Source organism: Rhizobium sp. GR12, from assembly GCF_036596185.1.
In the GTDB taxonomy this organism is placed as follows: domain Bacteria; phylum Pseudomonadota; class Alphaproteobacteria; order Rhizobiales; family Rhizobiaceae; genus Agrobacterium; species Agrobacterium nepotum.
The window spans coordinates 504962-524942 of record NZ_JASXTH010000002.1 but is presented as its reverse complement, the minus strand read 5'-3'; the positions used below and the strand labels follow the sequence as shown (position 1 = coordinate 524942).

Annotated in this window: 18 protein-coding genes; 9 read left to right on the top strand and 9 right to left on the bottom strand. The window is 60.0% G+C overall.

The window, feature by feature from the left end:
• Nucleotides 1–16 precede the first annotated feature (16 nt).
• From QSK43_RS05545 to QSK43_RS05535, 3 genes are all read left to right on the top strand, one after another.
• Entirely contained in the window at nt 17–358 is a 342-nt protein-coding gene (locus QSK43_RS05545) for a hypothetical protein (protein ID WP_332302579.1), read from the top strand.
• Between the two features lie 142 nt (nt 359–500).
• Complete coding sequence (sco, locus tag QSK43_RS05540; protein ID WP_045023731.1) at nt 501–1100, top strand: cytochrome oxidase assembly protein Sco; 600 nt, start codon at nt 501–503, stop codon at nt 1098–1100.
• A gap of 185 nt (nt 1101–1285) precedes the next feature.
• Entirely contained in the window at nt 1286–2164 is an 879-nt protein-coding gene (locus QSK43_RS05535; RefSeq protein ID WP_332302578.1) for a 50S ribosomal protein L11 methyltransferase, read from the top strand.
• A gap of 150 nt (nt 2165–2314) precedes the next feature.
• On the opposite strand, the gene QSK43_RS05530 is transcribed toward QSK43_RS05535, so the two are convergent.
• A complete protein-coding gene (locus QSK43_RS05530; protein ID WP_045023735.1) occupies nt 2315–2488 on the bottom strand; it encodes a hypothetical protein in 174 nt (57 codons plus the stop codon).
• 293 nt (nt 2489–2781) lie between these two features.
• Between QSK43_RS05530 and QSK43_RS05525 the strand changes: the two genes are divergently transcribed.
• Nucleotides 2782–4623: an aminopeptidase P family protein gene (locus tag QSK43_RS05525; RefSeq protein WP_332302577.1), complete on the top strand. Its 1842-nt coding sequence runs from the start codon at nt 2782–2784 to the stop codon at nt 4621–4623.
• Here the strand turns inward: QSK43_RS05525 and QSK43_RS05520 are convergent.
• Both QSK43_RS05520 and QSK43_RS05515 read right to left on the bottom strand, forming a co-directional pair.
• Nucleotides 4620–4934, bottom strand: a complete 315-nt coding sequence (locus QSK43_RS05520) for an AzlD family protein (protein ID WP_045023738.1) — start codon at nt 4932–4934, stop codon at nt 4620–4622. The two genes, QSK43_RS05525 and QSK43_RS05520, sit on opposite strands and share 4 nt — an antisense overlap.
• On the bottom strand, nt 4931–5650 hold the full coding sequence (locus tag QSK43_RS05515; protein ID WP_045023740.1) for an AzlC family ABC transporter permease: 720 nt from the start codon (nt 5648–5650) through the stop codon (nt 4931–4933). Before QSK43_RS05515 ends, QSK43_RS05520 begins: the two co-directional genes overlap by 4 nt.
• A 181-nt stretch (nt 5651–5831) precedes the next feature.
• On the opposite strand from QSK43_RS05515, the gene QSK43_RS05510 reads away from it, so the two are divergent.
• The gene (locus QSK43_RS05510) at nt 5832–6068 is read left to right on the top strand and encodes a DUF2164 domain-containing protein (RefSeq protein ID WP_045023742.1); all 237 of its coding nucleotides are present in this window, start codon (nt 5832–5834) and stop codon (nt 6066–6068) included.
• A gap of 204 nt (nt 6069–6272) precedes the next feature.
• Here the strand turns inward: QSK43_RS05510 and pncA are convergent, their stop codons facing one another.
• Nucleotides 6273–6899, bottom strand: coding sequence for a bifunctional nicotinamidase/pyrazinamidase (gene pncA, locus QSK43_RS05505; protein ID WP_332302576.1), 627 nt, complete (start codon nt 6897–6899; stop codon nt 6273–6275).
• Between the two features lie 511 nt (nt 6900–7410).
• On the opposite strand from pncA, the gene QSK43_RS05500 reads away from it, so the two are divergent.
• A complete protein-coding gene (locus tag QSK43_RS05500; protein ID WP_332302575.1) occupies nt 7411–8697 on the top strand; it encodes a DUF2778 domain-containing protein in 1287 nt (428 codons plus the stop codon).
• A 59-nt stretch (nt 8698–8756) separates the two neighbouring features.
• Here the strand turns inward: QSK43_RS05500 and QSK43_RS05495 are convergent, their stop codons facing one another.
• The 5 genes from QSK43_RS05495 to QSK43_RS05475 form a co-directional block, all read right to left on the bottom strand.
• On the bottom strand, nt 8757–9182 hold the full coding sequence (locus QSK43_RS05495; protein ID WP_332302574.1) for a DMT family transporter: 426 nt from the start codon (nt 9180–9182) through the stop codon (nt 8757–8759).
• Nucleotides 9179–9661: a DMT family transporter gene (locus QSK43_RS05490; protein WP_332302637.1), complete on the bottom strand. Its 483-nt coding sequence runs from the start codon at nt 9659–9661 to the stop codon at nt 9179–9181. The genes QSK43_RS05495 and QSK43_RS05490 overlap by 4 nt, the downstream gene beginning before the upstream one ends.
• Nucleotides 9662–9934: 273 nt before the next feature.
• Nucleotides 9935–10747: a glycosyltransferase family 25 protein gene (locus QSK43_RS05485; RefSeq protein WP_332302573.1), complete on the bottom strand. Its 813-nt coding sequence runs from the start codon at nt 10745–10747 to the stop codon at nt 9935–9937.
• Nucleotides 10748–10901: 154 nt separating this feature from the next.
• On the bottom strand, nt 10902–13376 hold the full coding sequence (locus QSK43_RS05480; protein ID WP_332302572.1) for an ATP-dependent helicase: 2475 nt from the start codon (nt 13374–13376) through the stop codon (nt 10902–10904).
• 101 nt (nt 13377–13477) lie between these two features.
• Nucleotides 13478–13888, bottom strand: coding sequence for a carboxymuconolactone decarboxylase family protein (locus tag QSK43_RS05475; protein WP_332302571.1), 411 nt, complete (start codon nt 13886–13888; stop codon nt 13478–13480).
• A gap of 224 nt (nt 13889–14112) precedes the next feature.
• Here QSK43_RS05475 and QSK43_RS05470 point away from each other — a divergent pair, with 224 nt between their 5' ends.
• The 3 genes from QSK43_RS05470 to QSK43_RS05460 all read left to right on the top strand — a co-directional run bounded on the left by QSK43_RS05470 (nt 14113) and on the right by QSK43_RS05460 (nt 19960).
• Nucleotides 14113–15267, top strand: coding sequence for an efflux RND transporter periplasmic adaptor subunit (locus QSK43_RS05470; RefSeq protein ID WP_332302570.1), 1155 nt, complete (start codon nt 14113–14115; stop codon nt 15265–15267).
• Nucleotides 15264–18413, top strand: a complete 3150-nt coding sequence (locus QSK43_RS05465) for an efflux RND transporter permease subunit (RefSeq protein WP_332302569.1) — start codon at nt 15264–15266, stop codon at nt 18411–18413. The genes QSK43_RS05470 and QSK43_RS05465 overlap by 4 nt, the downstream gene beginning before the upstream one ends.
• 134 nt (nt 18414–18547) lie before the next feature.
• Nucleotides 18548–19960 carry an FAD-binding oxidoreductase gene (locus tag QSK43_RS05460; RefSeq protein WP_332302568.1) on the top strand — a complete coding sequence of 471 codons (1413 nt, stop codon included), beginning with the start codon at nt 18548–18550 and terminating at the stop codon, nt 19958–19960.
• Nucleotides 19961–19981: the final 21 nt, after the last annotated feature.

The window sequence follows — 19981 nt, the reverse complement described above, 5'->3', positions numbered from 1 at the left end:
TTGGGCAGGCCCATGCATGATTGAGCTTTATGCGGTGGCCGGAACGGACCGGGAGACATCATGTCGGGATTTGAAAAACCGCTATGGTTATATTGCACAGCAAGATTTTAAACTTTCCCTAACAATTGCCGATATTCCGTCTGCAAAACCCAGTATTTTGGCGGTTTTCGCGCCGATGCAAACAGGTTATGATGGAGATATGAACGCGATCGTTTCCAATCCGCTGAAGTTTATTCTGGCAAGTCTTGCGATAGCGGCCTCGCTTGCCATCGTGCTTCTTGCCTTCGACGGCTGGGTACGGCACAGCACGGATATTTTCCTCTCCACCGTGCAAAGCGGAATTGCCTGGTGTCTGTGACACCTTTCCAGGCCGGAGCTTTGTGACAAATCAGCGCGGTAGACCGCAAATACGCCCAGTTGATTTGCGGTCGCCGCCGCCGTTCGCTATCAGACGACAGGGCCTGCAATATCCAGCCGGTCTTTCGGGGTAGGATTGGACAATGAGAAACATTCGCATCGTATTGTGGGCCGTGGTGCTCGTTCTTGCCGGTGTCGTCAGCTGGTTGACGATCGAGATGACGAAAACCCGCGAGGAGATGGTGGAAACGGTCTATGGCGTGCCGTTCGAACTCACGGCGCAAAACGGTCAGCCGATCACCGAAAAGGCCTTTCAGGGCAAGCCGACAGCGCTGTTCTTCGGTTTCACCCATTGCCCGGAAGTCTGCCCGACAACGCTGTTCGAGCTGAACGGCTGGATGGAGAAGGTGGACCCGGCCGGCGACAAGCTGCAGGCCTATTTCGTGTCGGTTGACCCCGAGCGCGATACGCCCGAGATCATGCAGCAATATGTCTCCAACGTCTCGAAGCGGATCACCGGCATTACCGGTTCGGCCGACAAGATCGCCGAGACGCTGAAGGGCTATCGCATCTATGCCAAGAAGGTGCCGGTCGACGAAAAGGATCCGAATGGCGATTACACCATGGATCACACGGCGTCCGTCATTCTGCTCGATGCCAATGGCCGCTTTTCCGGGACCATTGCTTACGGGGAAAACCCCGATGTTGCCGAGCAGAAGCTCCAGAATCTTCTGAAGGGCTGAGCAAGGCGGCATAATTATGCCTGGCTTATTGGACTGGCCGAGGTTTTGTGGCAAAGGCAAGCACAGGACCATTAAAGCGCGTCACGCTGTGACACGCTCTAATTTTTTGTTTCCACGCATGTCTTCTTCCCAAAGCCGCTGCACACGTTTGGGAGGCATGCTTTAGCCAGAGAAAGCAGCCCGCCGTGAGCGAAATCCGACTTTACGTCACCACGACCGAAATCAAGGCCGGTGAAATCATCGATCTCATGTCGGACTATTTCGGCGAGGAGGATATCGCGATCGCCACCACCGAGGTGGATGAGAAGCGCGACATCTGGGAAGCCTCGGTCTATCTCATGGCCGATCAGGAAGAAGAATTCCGCGAGCGCGTCGAGGCTTTGCTCGCACCTGTCTTTCCCGGTCTCGTTGTCGAGAAGGAGATCGTTCCCGATATAGACTGGATCGCCAAGTCGCTCGAGGGGCTGAAACCGGTGCGGGCAGGGCGCTTCATCGTTTATGGCGCGCATGATCGCGACAAGGTGCGGCCGAACGATCTGGCGATCGAAATCGAAGCGGGGCAGGCTTTCGGCACCGGCCATCATGGCACGACGGCGGGCTGCCTTGAGATGATCGAGGACGTTCTGCGGGCGCGAACCGTGCGCAATGCGCTGGATCTCGGCACCGGCAGCGGCGTCCTGGCGATTGCTGTGCGCAAGATGCGCCATATTCCCGTGCTCGCGACGGATATCGACCCTATCGCCGTCAAGGTGGCGAAGGAGAATGTGCGGCTGAACGGCATCGTCTCCGGGCTGGCACTGGAAACGGCGCCGGGCTTCCATTCGGATGCCTTCCGCAAACATGGTCCGTTCGACCTCATCATCGCCAATATTCTGGCGCGGCCGCTCATCAAGATGGCGCCGCAGCTCGTCACGCATCTGGCGCCCGGCGGCACCGTCATCCTGTCGGGAATTCTCGCATCGCAGCGCTGGAAGGTTCTCGCCGCCTATAATGGCGCGCGGCTATCCCATGTCCGCACCATCTGGCGCAATGGCTGGGTCACGCTGCATCTGCGCAAGGACTGAGGCTCTCGGGGTATCCCTTTGGGGCAAAAGAAAAGGCGGCGCTTTCGCGCCGCCTGAAAACCCGCGAGCATATGGGAGGGAAGTTGCTCAAGCGGGTCGACGTATTCCTGTTCAGGCGCGGTGGAGGGAGGATCGCCGCGCCGGATGTGATCAGAATACGTAGCTGGACTTTGCATTGCGGCGAAGATCGGCGCGGTTCATGCCGAGCGCTTCGAGCGACTTGTCGTCGAGGTTAAGCAGGGCAGCGTTGACATGACGGCTGACCTGACGCTCGCGTGCTTCAATAACGCGATCGAAGGCGTTGCGGAGGAAAGATTTTGCCATTGCTTCAAATCCTTGTTTGCCAGGAGAGTATCTCTCTCGCTGTGTTGATCTTGATATAAGCGATGTGTTTTTGTTTAGTTAGAGGGGATGCTTCAGGGTAGATATGCATTTAATGCATATCACTCGTTTTTCAGTATTACTTATTTCACCAAATATGCACAATTTATCGCCGTAGTCGGTTCCGTCATATATGGCTTGAAACCGGGTTTGCCCGCATGGCATTGTCTGGTTGCGCTGTCGATGTGACGGCGCGACAGAACAGCTTTCCTCATGACAGTTTCCGAAAGATGCCCATGTTCCAGACCTTCGAAAACAAATCCGCGCCGCAATTCGGCAAGGCACGCGTCGAGGCGCTGCGCGCCAGTTTCGACGCCCTCGGTATCGACGGTTTTCTGGTGCCGCGCGCCGATGAATATCAGGGCGAATATGTGCCGGAATCCTCCGAGCGGCTGTCATGGCTGACCGGCTTTACCGGCTCTGCGGGCATCGCGCTGATAACGCGTGCGCAGGCGGTGGTTTTTGTCGATGGCCGTTACACGACGCAGCTTGCCTCGCAGGTCGACCAATCGGTATTCAGCGGCGGCGATCTGGTCGGCGCACCGCCTTCCATCTGGTTGTCCGAGCATGGGACCAAGGGCTTCCGGCTGGGCATCGATCCCTGGCTGCATACCGGCGCTGAACTGAAGCGGCTGGAAAAAGTACTTGCGGCCAAGGGCGGCTCCGTCGTCCTGCTTGAAACCAATCCGCTCGATGCCCTGTGGCAAGACCGTCCTTCCGAACCGCTGGAACCTGTCGTCATCCAGCCGGAGGCCTTTGCGGGCAAGCTGGCGAAGGAAAAGATCACCTCGCTTGCGGAGACGGTGTCGTCCAAGGGTGCGGACGCCCTGCTGGTGACTGATCCGTCTTCCATTGCCTGGATTTTCAATATTCGCGGCAACGACGTGCCGCATACGCCGCATCCGCTTGCCCGCGCCATCATTTATGCGGATGGCAAGGCTGATATTTTTCTCGACAAACGCAAGACGGGTATCGAGGCCGAGGCCTATCTGGCGCAGCTGGCGACGCAATTGCCGCCATCGAAGATCGCTGATCGCCTGCACGCCATTGCCAGCGCCAAAGGCCGTGTCCTTGTCGACGCCGATCTGACGCCCGTGGCGCTGACAGGGGCGATCACGGCGGCGGGCGGCTCCCTGGTCGAGGAGGCCGATCCCGTCCGCTTGCCGCGTGCCTGCAAGAACGACGCGGAGCTTGCCGGTTCGGCCTCAGCCCATGTGCAGGACGGCGCGGCCATGGTTGAATATCTCTGCTGGCTGGATCGTCAGCAGCCGGGCAGCGTCACCGAAATCGCGGCCGTGAAGGCGTTGGAGGCGACGCGCGCTAAAATAGGGCAGGGGCTGCAAAACCCGCTGAAGGACGTGTCTTTCGATACGATTTCCGGCGCGGGCGAACATGCCGCCATCATCCACTACCGCGTCACCACCGATACCGACCGGACACTTGCCGACGGTGAGATGTTCCTCGTCGATTCTGGCGCGCAATATGTCAATGGCACCACGGACATCACCCGCACCGTGGCGATCGGGAATGTCCCTGAAGATCAGCGACGTTTCTTCACGCTGGTATTGAAAGGCATGATCGCCATCAGCGCCGCACGGTTTCCGAAGGGAACGCGTGGCTGCGATCTCGATCCTCTGGCGCGCGTCGCGCTTTGGAAGGCCGGGGCGGATTATGCCCATGGCACCGGCCACGGCGTCGGTTCCTATCTTTCGGTGCATGAGGGGCCGCAGCGTATTTCAAGGCTTTCGACGCAGGAATTGCTGCCGGGCATGATCCTGTCAAACGAGCCGGGTTATTACCGTCCGGGCGCTTTCGGCATCCGCATCGAAAACCTGATCTATGTGCGAGAGGCGGAAGCGGTGGCGGGCGGCGATCAGCCGATGTTGTCGTTCGAGACACTGACCTGGTGCCCCATTGACCGCAGGCTGGTCATCACGGCACTTTTGACCGACGAAGAGCTTGACTGGCTGAACGCCTATCACGCCGACGTTCTGGTAAAGCTTCTGCCTTTGATCGCTGATGAAGAGGTGAAGGCGTGGCTGGTAGCAGCCACGCGGCCTCTGGAGCGGAGCGCTTAAAGGACAGAAAAGTGCCTGATGGTGATGACGATCGCCCAGCCCACGGCCAGCATCGTCAGGCCGGGGAAACGCAGGCAGACCAGAAGTGCCGCCACCATGCCGATCTTGACTTCGTATCCGCCTTCGAAAAAGGCGGGTGCGACCAACGTGGTCAAAACCGCGACGGGAACGGCGTTCAGTCCCGCCTCCATGCGTGGCGGGATGGATTTCATCCGCGTCATCAGAACATAACCGCCGATGCGGGTGAGATAGGTGGCGACGGCGGCGAGCGCGATCAGGATCAGGGTATCGGCGTGCAGCAGATCGCTCATGGCGTTTCCACCTTGTTTTCAGGATTGGCCTCGCCGTTCGGTTTCGGCGGATAGAGGACTGCGACGAGAATGCCCGCAAGCGCGCCGAGGCTGACATGCCAGGGCGAACCGACGATGTGATAGGCGACCGTTGCGCCGAGCGCGCTTGCCAGCATTACCGGGTAGAAATTCTCCCGCTGGCGGAAGCTTAAGACCATGCCCATGAAATAGATCGGCAACAGCACATCGAGGCCGATGGCTTTCGGATCGCCGATGAGGTTGCCGAGCGACGCACCGACAATGGTCATGGCCAGCCACAGGACATAGACCGGTGCGGCGAAGCCCATATACCAGGCGAAGCCGACGGTGCCGGTATTTTCATATTTTCTGACCGATTCGGCGAATTGCGGATCCACCAGCACGAAGAAGCCAGCCGCCTTTTGCAGGAAAGACCAGTTGGAGATCATTTTGGCAATGGCGGCCGAATAGAGGATATGGCGGAAATTGACGGCGAAGACCGAGAGAACGATCAGCCAGGGGGCGACCTTCTGGCCGAATAATTCTATGCCGACCAGCTGGCTCGCGCCGGCATAAACGGTGCCGCTCATGATCGTGGCTTCGACGACGCTCAGCCCGTTATCGACCGCGACCGCGCCGAACAGCGCACCGAAGGGGGCGGCGGAAAGGGCAATCGGGAAGCCGCTTTTAAGACCTTCGCGAAAATCAGTATTGGACATTGTATAGGAACTCCTTGCCCGCCGCTCTATCGCCGTCCCGGCCGGGTGGCAAACAAATTGCATGAATGGATCGATTGATTCCCTTGAAGCTTCCGTTACGGTAACGCCGAAATGCGACGTCGGACGGAAGGCCTCATCCGGTTTTTGTTCCTCGCCGAAACAATTGAATTATGAGGGATCGATGCTGGAGAAGCAGGAAAAGGCGGTCTTGGCCGCGCGTATCAAGGAATATCTTGCCCAGGAGACCGAAATCGAGATCGGCTCCCTACAGGCGGAAATCTTCGTCGATTTTCTGGCCGAGGAAGTCGGGTATGTTTTTTACAATCAGGGGCTCAAGGATGCGCAGGCCGCGATCATGAGGCGTCTGGAGGATGCGGCAGGCGATATCGACGTGCTGGAGAAACCGAGGTTGCGCTAGTGGGTTTCCTTCCCTCATCCCTGTGCTTGTCACAGGGATCCAGCCAGCCCAAGTCTTTGGGCTGAAAGGGACTCTGTTCGCCGCGCAGACGCGCGTCGGCTGGATTCCTGTGACGAGCACAGGAATGAGGAGCGTGGGGGGATGCTCCGGTACAGAACGTTTGTATGTAGTGCCAGGTAGCGTTCGTTTTAAACGTGACAGACCCTAGTCGCGCAAGATGTCACGGCTCTTGATGATCGCTGCACCCTTTTCCCGCATGGTCGCGATCGAAGCTTTTATTCCCTGCGGATCGATGCCGCGGCTTGCATCCTCAATGAAACGCACCTTGACGCCGGGCAGCATGTCGAGGGCATCGAGCACTGAAAAACTGACGCAATAATCGGTAGCGAGGCCGCAGATATCGAGCTGCTTCACGCCCTGGCGGGTCAGATAATCTGCAAGGCCGGTCGTCGCCCCCTGATCGTTGTCGCGAAAGGCGGAATAGCTGTCGACGGCGGGATTTTCGCCCTTCTGTTGAATGTAGTCGAAAGCGTCAGCCTTCAGATCGGGGTGGAATTCCGCATCCGGTGTGCCCTGCACGCAATGGTCCGGCCACATCATCTGCGGCTTGCCGGAGAGTTCGCCCATATCGAACGGCGTCTTGCCGGGATGTTGCGAGGCGAAACTGCCGTGATTTTCCGGGTGCCAGTCCTGCGAGGCGACGATCAGATCGTAACCGCCATTGTCGATCAGGGCATTGGCGACGGGCACGACCCTGTCGCCATCGGCAACGGCCAGATTACCACCCGGACAAAAGCCGTTCTGGATATCGATAAGCAGCAGCGCCTTCATGATTTCCTCCCTTATTTCCGGGCAAGATGCCAAGCTGGCACTGGCGGATCAAGTGCCCTTTCGACCTTTGTACGGGCTTGATGGGCGATCACATAGGCCTGCCCGTCGCAGTCCCGCCGCATTTGCAGCAAATTTCCGGCCAAGTCGGAATTTACCTGACGATGCGGCGAAGGAAACTTTAAAGGCCGATGACGTCCGGAAGGGCAATGTCCGCGACAGGACAGCGCTTATTGTTGAACCGGCGTGGCGTGCCTCGCGGAAATCGAATGCGATTTTGCACCGGGACGCTCGGACGCAACAGTCGCGCCCGGTTGTTTTACCTTCGCCTGACAATGCGCAGACCTTAACGAATTATTTTTGCAGGGACTCGTAAACACTTTGGTTACCATAATTCGTCATGCTTCGAGCCAGTCAATTCCGAAACCGGCCGGGTGTCCACCCGCTGTTCGGATGCCCCAAAATCTCTCCGGCCTTGGCCGGGTGTGCGTGAACGGTTCGAGTAACGAGTATCATGGCGTTTTCTGCTGCGGCCTATAATGGCGCCGGTGTTGCCGGTTCGTCCTGCCTCAAGGGAGGCAAATCCTTTTCGCTTGGCCGAATGTCCGCACTTCTCGGCGGCGGCGCTTTTGCCGGTCTGTTCGCCGTGGCTGCCTTCGCCTCGCTTCACAGCATCGCGGCCGCCTCGCATGGCGTCGGGCAATTTGAAAAGACGCTGGTGGCCCGGCTTGATTCCGCCGAGATGGCGATCGATCGTGCAGCCGTGCGGGATATTCACGTCCGCAAATTTTCCCGCCTGAGCGACCATAGCCATGGTCAGCAAAAGGCTGTCCGTCTTGCCGGCATCATGCCCGAGATCGGCGCGAAGGAATTCGGCGAGCGCTTTGGAGCGGCCGCGAATGCGAAAGGGCAGGCGACGGTCAAGGAACTTGCAGCGCTCAAGCCTTCGGCAATCGTCGATTCGGCGCTTGGACGCACCTCCGAGGTTGCCTATCAGAGCGCCGCTTCGCAACATCCGGCATTTGAAGTGGCGCTGGCGCGTCCGCAGATCGAGGAGGAGGCGAACAGCCTGCTTCCGGACGACGTTCCGCTGCCAAGCTTCCGGCCCGAGGTGGCGGCTGCCGAAACGGTTGAGCCATCCCCGCGCCCCGCCGCTCTTGCGAAGACCGATGAACACCCGGCCGCCCTTGCTTCAGCGCCTGCTTTCGATGCGCCGGTTCCTGCGCGTGCACCCCAGCAGCAGCGGCAGGGCACCGGCGGCATGCTCGCCTTTGCGAAACCGGACAATCCGGTGCGCGAGCCGAGCAAGATGGATGCCGTTCCATGGCCGGATCGCGGCAACGGCACGGCGATCTACGATATTTCCTCGGGCCTGGTTCACATGCCGAACGGCGAGAAGCTCGAGGCGCATTCGGGCATCGGCAAGATGCGCGACAACCCGGACTATGTGCACGTCAGAATGCGCGGCTCGACGCCGCCCTCAAGCTACAAGCTGACGATGCGCGAGGCGCGGTTCCACGGTGTCGAGGCCATTCGGCTGACGCCGGAAAGCGGCGTGAACCCGCATGGCCGCGATGGTCTTCTTGCCCACACCTACATGCTGGCGAAACGCGGCGAATCGAACGGCTGCGTCGTGTTCCGGGACTATTCCCGGTTCCTTGCGGCCTTCAAGCGCGGCGAAGTCAAGCGCATGGTGGTGGTGCCGAAGCTGAACAACGGCCGTCCGACATTGGCGAGCAGCGGCGGAAAGAGCGGCGGCAAGACCCTGATCGGCATGTTTTCGCGCGACGGCGATACCTGAGTTCAGGATTCTACGCAGGTTCTGAACATAAAACGCTGTGCGGTTTTGCTGGAAATGCTTTAGCGGCCGCGCCGCTGCGTCAGCATCATGCCGGCAAGGATCAGCAGAATGCCGAGCGCGCTTGCCCAGATTTCCGGTGGATGATCGCTGAAAAGATCGAGCACGACGCCAGACACCATCTGTCCGCCGATGACCAGAAGTGCGGTATTGACCGCGCCGATGCGCGGGATGAGCCAGCTTCCCGAAGCGATGAAGACGACACCGATGGGGCCGCCGATGAAGGCGAGCCAGGGCGCATCCGCCGCACCCGGCGGAATGAGGCCGCCGACGATGAGGCCGATAACCGTCAGCACCCCGAAACCGACGATGTGGTTCCAGAACGAGGCGATCAGCGGTGAGTTCGACAGGCTGAGGCGGCCGTTGACCTGGCGGCTCAGCGCCACGAAGACGCCGCCGGCGAAAGCCATGGCTATCCAGACGATCATGCCGTTCTCCCGACAAGGATGATGAGCGCGCTGCCGCAGAGAATCAGCGCCACCACCACCATGTCACGCAAATCCGGCCGCCGTTTGGGCAGGCCGAAAAGACCGAAAAAATCAGCCAGCAGGCTGAAGATCACCTGTCCGCCGAGCCCGAGCGCAATGGTGCCGGAAAGTGCCAGCGGCGAATTGACGGCGGTGGAGGTGAGGATGACGATGGCCGCACCCACGACCCCGCCGCAATAGGCCCAGAGCGGCGCCTTCGGTTTTTTTGCTGCGCCCGTATCTTTCTTTGGTCGCATGATCGCCAGATAGATCAGGGCCGCCACCGTGCCGGTGCCATGCGCCGTCCAGGAGGAAAAAAGCGCATTGCCGTAATGGGCAAGCTGGCCGTTGAAATGCACCATCAGCGTCAAAAGACAGCCGCTTGCGAAGGCGGCGGCAAGATGCAGCGGATTGAGGTGGGGATGCGTCGTTTCTGTCATGGCTGGCCGGGTAAAGCTGAAGACGGATTCGAGCATTAGCCGATATATCCTTGAAGCGGAATCGAATTGCGACGTTTCACCGCTTCAAACAACATTATCCTGTGTGCTGCGGAACAAGCCATGTGGTCACGCATTATTCCAGCATGAAGAAAACGACGCGCAAACCATTGAACCGGATGACGATTTTCGTCATTTCGATTTTCATTCTCGCGGCCGTGATCGCGGCCGTTTATCTTATCGGCTTCACGCCCGGAGAGCCGTAGGCCGGCCCGTTCAATTGTTCGCAGGAATGGTCTTGCCCTTGCCGCGTTCCATTGCCACACGCGCCTTGGCGATGGCGAGGCGGATGCCACGCAGCAGGAAACGGCTGGATTCCAGATAAGCGCGATAGGGCAGGACGGTGAAGTAGCGCCAGCGGGGTAAGCGGTATATGCGAAGATTGCTCTGGATCTGGCTGTCTTTGTCGCCATCCTGCGTGGCACAGAGGGGATAGATGAATGCCGCTTTCAGGCAGGCAAGATATTCCAGATCGAAAGCAATATCGTAAGCGAGCCGCATGGGGATGAGTTTAGATATCCATTTTCCGGCGCGGCGGTTGACGAGATAGGCGCCAGCTCCCTTTTCACGCGTCAGCGCGATGGCAAGCGAGCGGCCGCTTTCAAGCGGGCGGAACGGAAATTTCCGGCCGTTGCTGACCGTGGTGAGCCGAAGCAGATCCCAGTCGCTGCCGTTGAGCACCGCCTCGTCGAGCGCGTCGAGAAAATCGCTCTGGAAGATCACGTCGTCTTCGAGGATGAGCGCGATGTCGGCATCGCTATCCATGAATTTGCCGGCGCAGGCAACATGGCTGAGATAACAGCCGATTTCCGGCGGCGAAGTGCGGCGGCCATGCATGAGCATGTAGGAAAGCTCGCTGAATTCCGGGATCGGATAATTCAGTTCGCGGCCATTGACGCCCGGAACCCGCTCCGCCTTCAGCCCGATGGCGTCGAGGCGGGTGTTCATGTCTTCGAGGCGCTTGGTGGCGCTGTCCATATTGATCAGGAAAACGGCAAGCTTGCGCTGGCTTTTCGGTAATATATGCAAAACAGTCTCCGCCCGATTTTGCCCGGATCACGACGATTTCAGGCGAAACGGCTTATACTCTTCGTCATCCCGCTCTGGGGTTGCAACTTCTTTATTGCAACGGCATGACGCGGGCTACGGAAAAAGCTGTCTTCAGGCATTGGCAGTTGTCGAATCAAACCTTTTCCACAAATCCATCCAGCACGCGTTTTTGTCCGGCGCGGTCGAAATTGATGGTCAGCTTGTTGCCCTCGATGGCGGAGACATTGCCATTGCCGAATTTGATATGGAAAACACGGTCGCCGACCACGAATTTCGACGGGGTGTCGGCGACGGATTTCGCCACCAGTTCGCCGTCGATCGTGCGCGCGCGCGGGCCGCTTTCGCCATAACCGATCCGCTCGACCGCATGGCCGGAGCGCGTGCCCCAGTTATCGCGGGTGGCGTCGGACTTGTTGGCCTGGGCCCGTTTCCAGCCGGGGGTGGAATAATTGTTGGCGAAGGGTTCCGCCTTGTCGAAACGGGACTGACCGTAGCTGCCGCGCCCGCCATAACCGCCGTAATTGCTGTCGGATGCCGCGACATCCACATGGGCCGGCGGCAGTTCGTCCAGAAAACGCGAGGGCAGGGTGGATTGCCACAGCCCATGGATACGCCGGTTCGATACGAACCAGATATGGCAGAGCTTCTTGGCGCGGGTGATGCCGACATAGGCGAGGCGGCGTTCTTCCTCCAGACCGGAGCGGCCGCCTTCGTCCAGCGCGCGCTGGTGCGGGAACAGTCCTTCTTCCCAGCCGGGCAGGAAGACGGTGTCGAATTCCAGCCCCTTGGCGGAATGCAGCGTCATGATGGAAACCGCATCCAGCTCTGCATTCTGCTCGGCGTCCATCACCAGCGCGACGTGCTCGAGGAAGCCGCGCATGCTTTCGAAGACCTCCATCGAGCGGATGAGTTCTTTCAGGTTTTCCAGCCGGCCGGGCGCTTCAGCGCTCTTGTCGGCCTGCCACATGGCGGTATAGCCGCTTTCGTCGAGGATTTGCTCGGCAAGCGTGGTGTGTTCGGTGTTCTCCAGCAGGCCCTGCCAGCGGCGGAAATCCTGCACCACGTCGAACAGCGCCTTGCGCGCCTTCGGTTTCAGCTCGTCGGTCTCGATGATGTCGGTCGCCGCCGCCAGCATCGGAATGTCGCGGGCGCGGGCGTAGTCATGCAGATTGCGGATGGTCGTATCGCCAAGGCCACGCTTGGGGGTGTTGACGATACGCTCGAAGGCGAGATCGTCGGCCGGCTGGCAGACGAGCCGGAAATAGGCCATGGCATCGCGGATTTCGAGACGCTCATAGAATCGCGGACCGCCGATAACGCGGTAATTGAGGCCAAGCGTCACAAAGCGATCTTCGAACTCGCGCATCTGGAAGGAGGCGCGAACGAGGATGGCCATGTCGTTCAGCTTGTGGTTCTTGCGCTGAAGCTGCTCGATTTCCTCGCCGACGGCGCGGGCTTCCTCTTCGGAGTCCCATGCCGCATGCACCACCACCTTTTCGTCATCCGGGCTGCTCCGCTCGGTGAACAGGGTTTTACCGAGACGCCCTTCATTGTGGGCGATCAGATGGCCGGCGGTGCCGAGAATATGTTCGGTGGAACGGTAGTTGCGTTCAAGCTTGACGACCTTGGCGCCGGGGAAATCCTTGTCGAAGCGAAGGATGTTGTCCACTTCGGCACCGCGCCAGCCATAGATCGACTGGTCGTCGTCGCCCACGCAACAGACGTTTTGCGGCTCGCCTTTCGGGCGCTGGGCAAGAAGCCGCAGCCACATATATTGCGACGTATTGGTGTCCTGATATTCGTCGACCAGAATATAACGGAACTTCTGGTGATATTCCTTCAGAATATCGGCATGGCGGCGGAAGATGCTGATCGGGTGCAGCAGAAGATCGCCGAAATCGCAGGCGTTCAGCGTTTTCAGCCGTGCCTGATAGGCGGCGTAAAGCTCGCGGCCCTTGCCATTGGCGAAAGCGCGGGAATCGCCTTCCGGAATATCCGGCGGCGTCAGCCCCTTGTTCTTCCAGCCGTCGATCATGCCGGCAAACTGTTTGGCGGGCCAGCGCTTGTCATCAAGACCTTCGGCCTGAATGAGCTGTTTCAAAAGCCGTATCACGTCATCGGTATCGAGAATGGTGAAATCCGACCTCAGGCCGATGAGTTCGGCATGGCGACGCAGAAGCTTGACGCCGATGGAGTGGAAGGTGCCGAGCCACGGCATGCCCTCGACTGCGCCGCCGACCAGAACGCCGATACGTTCCTTCATCTCGCGTGCCGCCTTGTTGGTGAAGGTCACGGCAAGGATCTGGCTGGGATAGGCGCGGCCGGTGGCCAGAATATGGGCGATGCGGGTGGTCAGAACGCGGGTCTTGCCGGTGCCGGCGCCCGCAAGCACTAGAACCGCGCCGTCCAGCGTTTCCACGGCTTCGCGCTGTTCCGGGTTGAGGCCGGAAAGATAGTCGGGGATCGGCCGCGCCTGATCGCGTGCCGCCATGGCGCGCGCGGCAATGCCAAGCCCGCCGCCGCTTGCCGCATCGGCATTGTTCGTCGCCTTGCGCGGCGCTTCGGGTTCCTCATCGAAGAACGGCATATCGTCAAAACTGTTGCTCATGCGGCCCAATGTAGTGATTCGGGATATAAAGGCCAGAACCGTGTTCTGCTTTTATTCCGGTATCGTCAGTCAAAACGCCTATTCCAAGGCGTTTTTTCGTCTCATGGCCGACTGTCGGCATCGAAAGCGGCATCCACCGGCAATTGCAGCGCCACGGCCAGCTGGTTGGTCTTGGCTGCAAGCGCGATGACCCGCAGCAGATCGGCATGCTGCTCGTCCGTCATGCCCTTGGCTTTGGCGGCTGCCGTGTGGGAGTGAGCGCAATAGGAGCAGCCATTGGTAACGGAAACGGCGATGTAGAGCATTTCCTTTACCACGGGATCGAGCACTGAGGGTGTGGCCATCACCGCCTTGACCTCGGCCCAGGTCTTTTCCAGAAGATCGGGATCGAAGGCGAGATAAAGCCACATATTGTTGATGAAATCCGATTTGCGCGTGGCACGGATATCGTCGAACACCGCCTTGATGCGGGGATTGGCTTCTGGATTTTCGGCTTTCGTTACGGTGCTCATGGCGTCCTCCGGTCACGGCTGTTTCCGTGGCAGAGTAGCGGATCGACAAATATTTGCGATAGAAATGGCCGTCGGGTACTTTCGACGACAATTCATCACAAATTACAATTATGTAAGAAACGGATTTGTGCGTTGCCTTCGTCAAGGCATGCGGGAATACTTCAAACGTTCCGCGAAGGTCTTTTTCGGGACGGATATGCTGTGCGGATTAACCGGAGAATTGTATGCGGGTCTGGAAACAGGTGGGTGTCTGTCTTGCCGTGGCGGGAACGGGGCTCTGTCTTTGGGGCTTTTATTCGCCCGAGGCCCGCAATTTGCTTGCCGGTATCGGGATCGGCAAAATGCCGGCCGGCGCTGTCGAGGTTGCCGCGACATCAGGCTCGCCATCCGGGCAAGGTGCGGGCGGCGCACGGCGCAACGGCAATGCGACCCTGGTGGTGATGACCCCGGTCAAAAAAGGCACGGTCAATGACAGGCTGAACGCCATCGGCAATGGTGAGGCGATCCAGTCGGTCGTCGTCATGCCGCAGACCTCCGGCACGCTTTCCGAAATTCGTGTTTCATCCGGCGCCCGCGTCGTGAAGGGGCAGGTGCTTGCGCGGCTCGATGACGAGGAGCAGGTGATCGAGCGGGACAAGGCGCAGGTCGCGCTCCGCAGCGCCGTCGAAAAATCGAATTCCTACAAGAACCTGAGATCCGTCTCCCGCCTTGATGTGCTGGACGCGCAGATTGCCGAGGAGGCCGCGAAACTCGCGCTGAGCACCGCCGAACTGAACCTCAGGCGTCGCGATATCGTCGCACCGATAGAGGGTGTGGCCGGTATCGTCGCCGCCAATATCGGCGACAACGTCACCACGCAATCGACCATCGTCAGCATCGACGACCGTTCCGAAATTCTGGTCAACTTCTGGGCCCCGGAACGGTTCGCAACTGCGATTACGGTTGGAATGCCGGTGGAAGCCACCTCGATTTCGCGCCCCGGCGAGACGTTCAAGGGCGAAGTCGAGGCTGTCGACAACCGTGTCGACGCGGCGAGCCGCACCATCCGCATCCGGGCGCGGCTCGGCAACGACAAGGACGAATTGCGGGCCGGCATGTCTTTCGGCGTCACCATGCGTTTTGCCGGGGAGACCTTCGCTTCGGTCGATCCGCTGGCCGTGCAATGGGATGCCGAAGGCTCCTATGTCTGGCGCGTGACCGACAATAAATCCGGCAAGGTGCGCGTGCAGATCGTGCAGCGCAATCCCGACGCCGTCCTCGTGAAGGCGGAACTGGCGGAGGGCGAGCAGGTCGTGACCGAAGGATTGCAGCGGGTGCGGGAAGGCGGCGTGGTCCGCGTCGCCAGCCAGCCGAAGCCCGAGGAGGTTGCCAGCCAATGACGACGCAGTCGCCTCCCGCTCAGGATTCCAAGCTCGCATTTACCGCATTGTTCGTTCGCCGCCCCATTCTAGCGGCGGTTCTCAATACCTTGCTTGTCGTCGCCGGCCTTGCCGCGCTGGTGGGTGTCGAAGTGCGTGAGCTGCCGGATGTGGACCGGCCGACCATCAGCGTCAGGACGACTTACGAGGGTGCTGCGCCCGAAACCATCGACCAGGAAGTGACGCAGACGATCGAGGGTGCGGTGGCGCGCGTCAGCGGCGTCAAATCCATCTCCTCCAACTCGCAGTTCGGCACCAGCCGCGTGACGATGGAGTTCGGCGACAACGTCGATATGGCCGTTGCCGCAAACGATGTCCGTGACGCTATCGGCCGCGTGACCAACCAGTTGCCTGACGATGCCGACGAACCGCAGATCATCAAGGCGGATTCCGACAGCCAGCCGATCATGCGCCTCGCCGTCACATCGTCCACGCTCAGCATGGAGGATCTGACCAAGCTGGTGGATGACGAGGTCATCGACCGCCTGGCCGCCGTCGATGGTGTTGCGGATGTGGAGCTTTATGGCGATCAGGAAAAGGTCTTCCGCGTCGATCTCAATCAGGCGGCGCTTGCCAGCCGTGGCTTGACTGTCACCGATGTCGCGAACGCTTTGGCCAGCGCTGCCCTTGATATGCCGGCGGGATCGCTGAAAAGCGCTACGCAGGACATCGTCGTGCGCGCCACGGCCAGCCTGACGAAGCCGGAGGATTTTTCGAACCTTCTCATCAAGAGCAATATCCGCCTGCGTGACGTTGCGACCGTCATGCTGGGCGCGGACGACGAATCCACCTCGCTGCGCTCCAACGGCGTGCAGGGTGTCGGTCTCGGCGTCATCCGGCAGGCGCAGTCCAATACGCTGAATATCTCCACCGGCGTGAAGGCCGCCGTCGATGCCATGTCTGTCAACCTGCCGGAAGGCACGCGCATCATCGTCACCAGCGACGATGCCGTCTTCATCGAAGGTGCGCTGCACGAGGTAGAACTGGCGCTCGGTCTTTCGGCGCTCATCGTTGTCGTCGTGCTTTATCTGTTCCTGCGCGACTGGCGGGCGACCCTCATTCCGGCGATCACCATGCCGGTGGCGCTGATCGGCACCATCGTCGCAATCTACATGGTCGGCTTCTCGATCAATATCCTGACGCTGCTCGCCATTGTCCTTGCTACGGGTCTCGTGGTCGATGATGCGATCGTGGTGCTGGAAAATATCGTGCGCCGCCGGGCGGAAGGCATGGGCCCGCGCGCCGCCGCCGTTCTCGGAACCCAGGAAGTGTTCTTCGCGGTGATCGCGACGACGGCGACGCTTGCCGCCGTGTTCATTCCGCTCTCTTTCCTGCCAGGCCAGCTTGGCGGCCTTTTCCGTGAGTTCGGTTTCGTGCTCGCTTTCGCTGTCGGCCTCTCTTCCATCGTGGCGCTGACGCTTTGCCCGATGCTCGCTTCTCGGATGCTGAAAGAAGGATTGAAGGAGCCCACGGGGCCGCTCGCCTGGTTCGGCAATGTCTTTGCCGCCACCTACAAGACGACGCTTGCCGCCTGCCTCAACAATCCGCTGATCGTCATCATCGTCGCGCTCGTCTTTTCCGGCCTGTCGTGGATCGCCTTCGGCATGATCCAGAACGAGTTGACGCCGCGTGAGGACCGGGCCTCGGTCATGATGCGCGTGACGGCGCCGCAGGGCGTCAGCCTCGACTATACGCGCGACCAATTGCAGCGGATCGAGGAAAACCTCCAGCCGCTGCGCGACAGTGGTGAAATCCGCAATATTTACTCCATCACCGGCATGAACGGTTCCTCCAATACCGGCTTTCTGGTGCTGACGCTGGCGCCCTGGGCCGATCGCGAGCGCACGCAGAACCAGATCGCCGCAGACGTCACCTCTGCCGCCAACAGGGTGCCGGCACTGCGCGGCAATGCGATGCAGCCGAACAGCCTCAGGATTCGCGGCGCGGGCAACGGCCTGCAGATGGCGATGGTCGGCAGCAACTATCAGGCGCTGACCGCCGCGACGCAGAAATTGCTGCTTTCCATGGAAGAAAGCGGCCTGTTCGACACACCGCGTTTCGACAACGAACCCAATCAGGCGCAGCTTTCCGTCTCCATCGACCGAGAGCGCGCCTCCGATCTCGGCATCGATATCACCGGCCTGTCGCGCGCCATGCAATCGCTGCTGGAAGGACGCTCGATCGTCGACGTCTTCGTGGATGGCGATGCGATCCCGGTCCGCCTGCTATCCTCTACCCGACCGATCAATGACCCGACCGATCTCGAAAACGTCTTCCTGAAAACGGGCGACGGCAAGATCGTGCCGATGTCGGTTATCGCGACGCTGAAGGAAAATGCGGTGGCGCCGCAGCTGAACCGCGAGCAGCAGCTTCCCTCCGTCGGCTTTACCGCCAACCTCAAGGATGGCGTCTCGCTTGGTCAGGCGCTGGAAAAGGTGAACGAGCTTTCTCGGTCCGTCCCGCCGTCCGGCGCACGCCTCCTGCCGCTTGGCGAGGCAGCGACGCTTGAGGAAAATTCGAGCGGCATGCTGCTGACCTTCGGTTTCGCCATCGCCATCATCTTCCTCGTGCTCGCCGCGCAGTTCGAAAGCGTTCTGAGTTCGATCATCATCATGTCGACGGTGCCGCTCGGTCTTGCCTGCGCCGTCATCGCGCTGCTCGTCACCGGATCGAGCCTCAATGTCTATAGCCAGATCGGGCTTGTGCTTCTCGTCGGCGTGATGGCGAAGAACGGCATCCTCATCGTGGAATTCGCCAATCATCTGCGCGATCAGGGCGCAACCGTGCGCGAAGCCATCGAAAAGGCCACCAGCATCCGCCTGCGCCCGGTGATGATGACGATGATCGCCACCATTCTCGGTGGCGTGCCGCTGGTGCTGGCGCAGGGTGCGGGTGCGGAAGCACGCATAGCGCTCGGCTGGGTCATCGTCGGCGGTCTGGGTTTTGCGACGCTGGTGACACTCTACATCACCCCGGTCTCCTACCTGCTGATCGCCCGTTTCGCCAAGCCACAGGCCGACGAGGAAATCCGCCTCCACCGCGAACTGGAACTTGCCGCCCGTCGCAAGGCGCTGGAGGAGGACAAGCAGCTGCTGGCGGCGGAATAGAAGACCGCTGCCGCCAAACGCTGTTTGGCGCAGTCGCGATGCTGGACAAAGCCTCAGCCGTATCCCATACCACGCAACGGAATTTCGTAACGGATCGAGTCCGTTACGGCGGTATCTTGCGGTGGAGATGGATGATGGCGCTGAAAGATGTGGTGGCGGGGAAGCGGAACGAAGAGGGCATTGCCTCGGTGCTTGTGGTGCTGAAGCAGCAGCTCGGCGACAAGCTCCAGACCGGTCAGGCGTTTCGTGAGCAGCACGGTCATACCACCACCTATCTCACTTTGCAGGCGCCGGATGGTGTCGTTTTTGCCGAGAGCGCCGATGACGTGAAAGCCGTGGTGAAGGCCTGCGCGCACTATAAGGTGCCGGTCATTCCCTTTGGAACGGGCTCATCGCTGGAAGGGCAGGTCAATGCACCGAACGGCGGAATATGCATCGATTTCAGCCGGATGAATCGCATCATTGAGGTGAATGCCGAAGATCTTGACGTGACGGTGGAGCCGGGTGTTACGCGCGAAGACCTCAACGTCTATCTGCGCGATACCGGCCTGTTCTTCCCGATCGATCCGGGCGCCAACGCGTCCATCGGCGGCATGGCGTCCACGCGGGCGTCGGGGACCAATGCCGTGCGTTACGGCACCATGAAGGACAATGTTCTGGCCGTTACCGCCGTTGTCGCCAATGGCGAGGAAATCCGCACTGCGCGCCGCGCCCGCAAGTCGTCGGCCGGTTACGATCTGACGCGGCTTTTCGTCGGTGCCGAAGGCACGCTTGGGGTTCTGACATCCGTTACGCTGCGGTTGCAGGGCATCCCGGAAAAGATCGCCGGTGGGGTCTGCACTTTCGACAGCATTCAGGCGGCTTGCGATGCTGTCATCATGACGATCCAGATGGGTGTTCCGGTTGCCCGCATCGAATTGCTGGACGAAGTGCAGGTGCGGGCCTGCAACGCCTATTCCGGCCTGAACTATGCGGAAAAGCCGACGCTGTTCGTGGAGTTCCACGGCACCGAGGAGACGGCGGCGCTGCAATCGCAGCAATTTGCCGAGATCGCGGCGGAATGCGGCGGCGTCGATTTCCGCTGGACGAGCGATGCGGCCGAACGCAACAAGCTCTGGAAGGCGCGGCATGACGCCTATTGGGCCTCGCGTGCGCTTGCACCCCATCTCGACGGGCTTTCCACCGATGTCTGCGTGCCGATTTCGAGACTGGCGGATTGCGTGGTGGAAACACAGCAGGATATTGCGGAAAACGGCTTTCTCGCGCCGATCGTCGGCCATGCGGGCGATGGCAATTTCCACGTACTTATCCTCTTCGACGGCAAGGATGCCGAAAGCGTTGCGAAAACCGAAGCTTTCGTTGCCCGCCTCAACCGCCGGGCCATCGCCATGGACGGCACCTGCACCGGCGAACACGGCATCGGCCAGGGCAAGATGAGCTTTCTGGCCGAAGAAGCGGGAAATGCGCTCGATGTCATGCGTGCCATCAAAACGTCGCTCGACCCCGATAACATCTTCAATCCGGGCAAGTTGTTCCGTCTTGTCTGATCATTCTCACAATTGATTGGT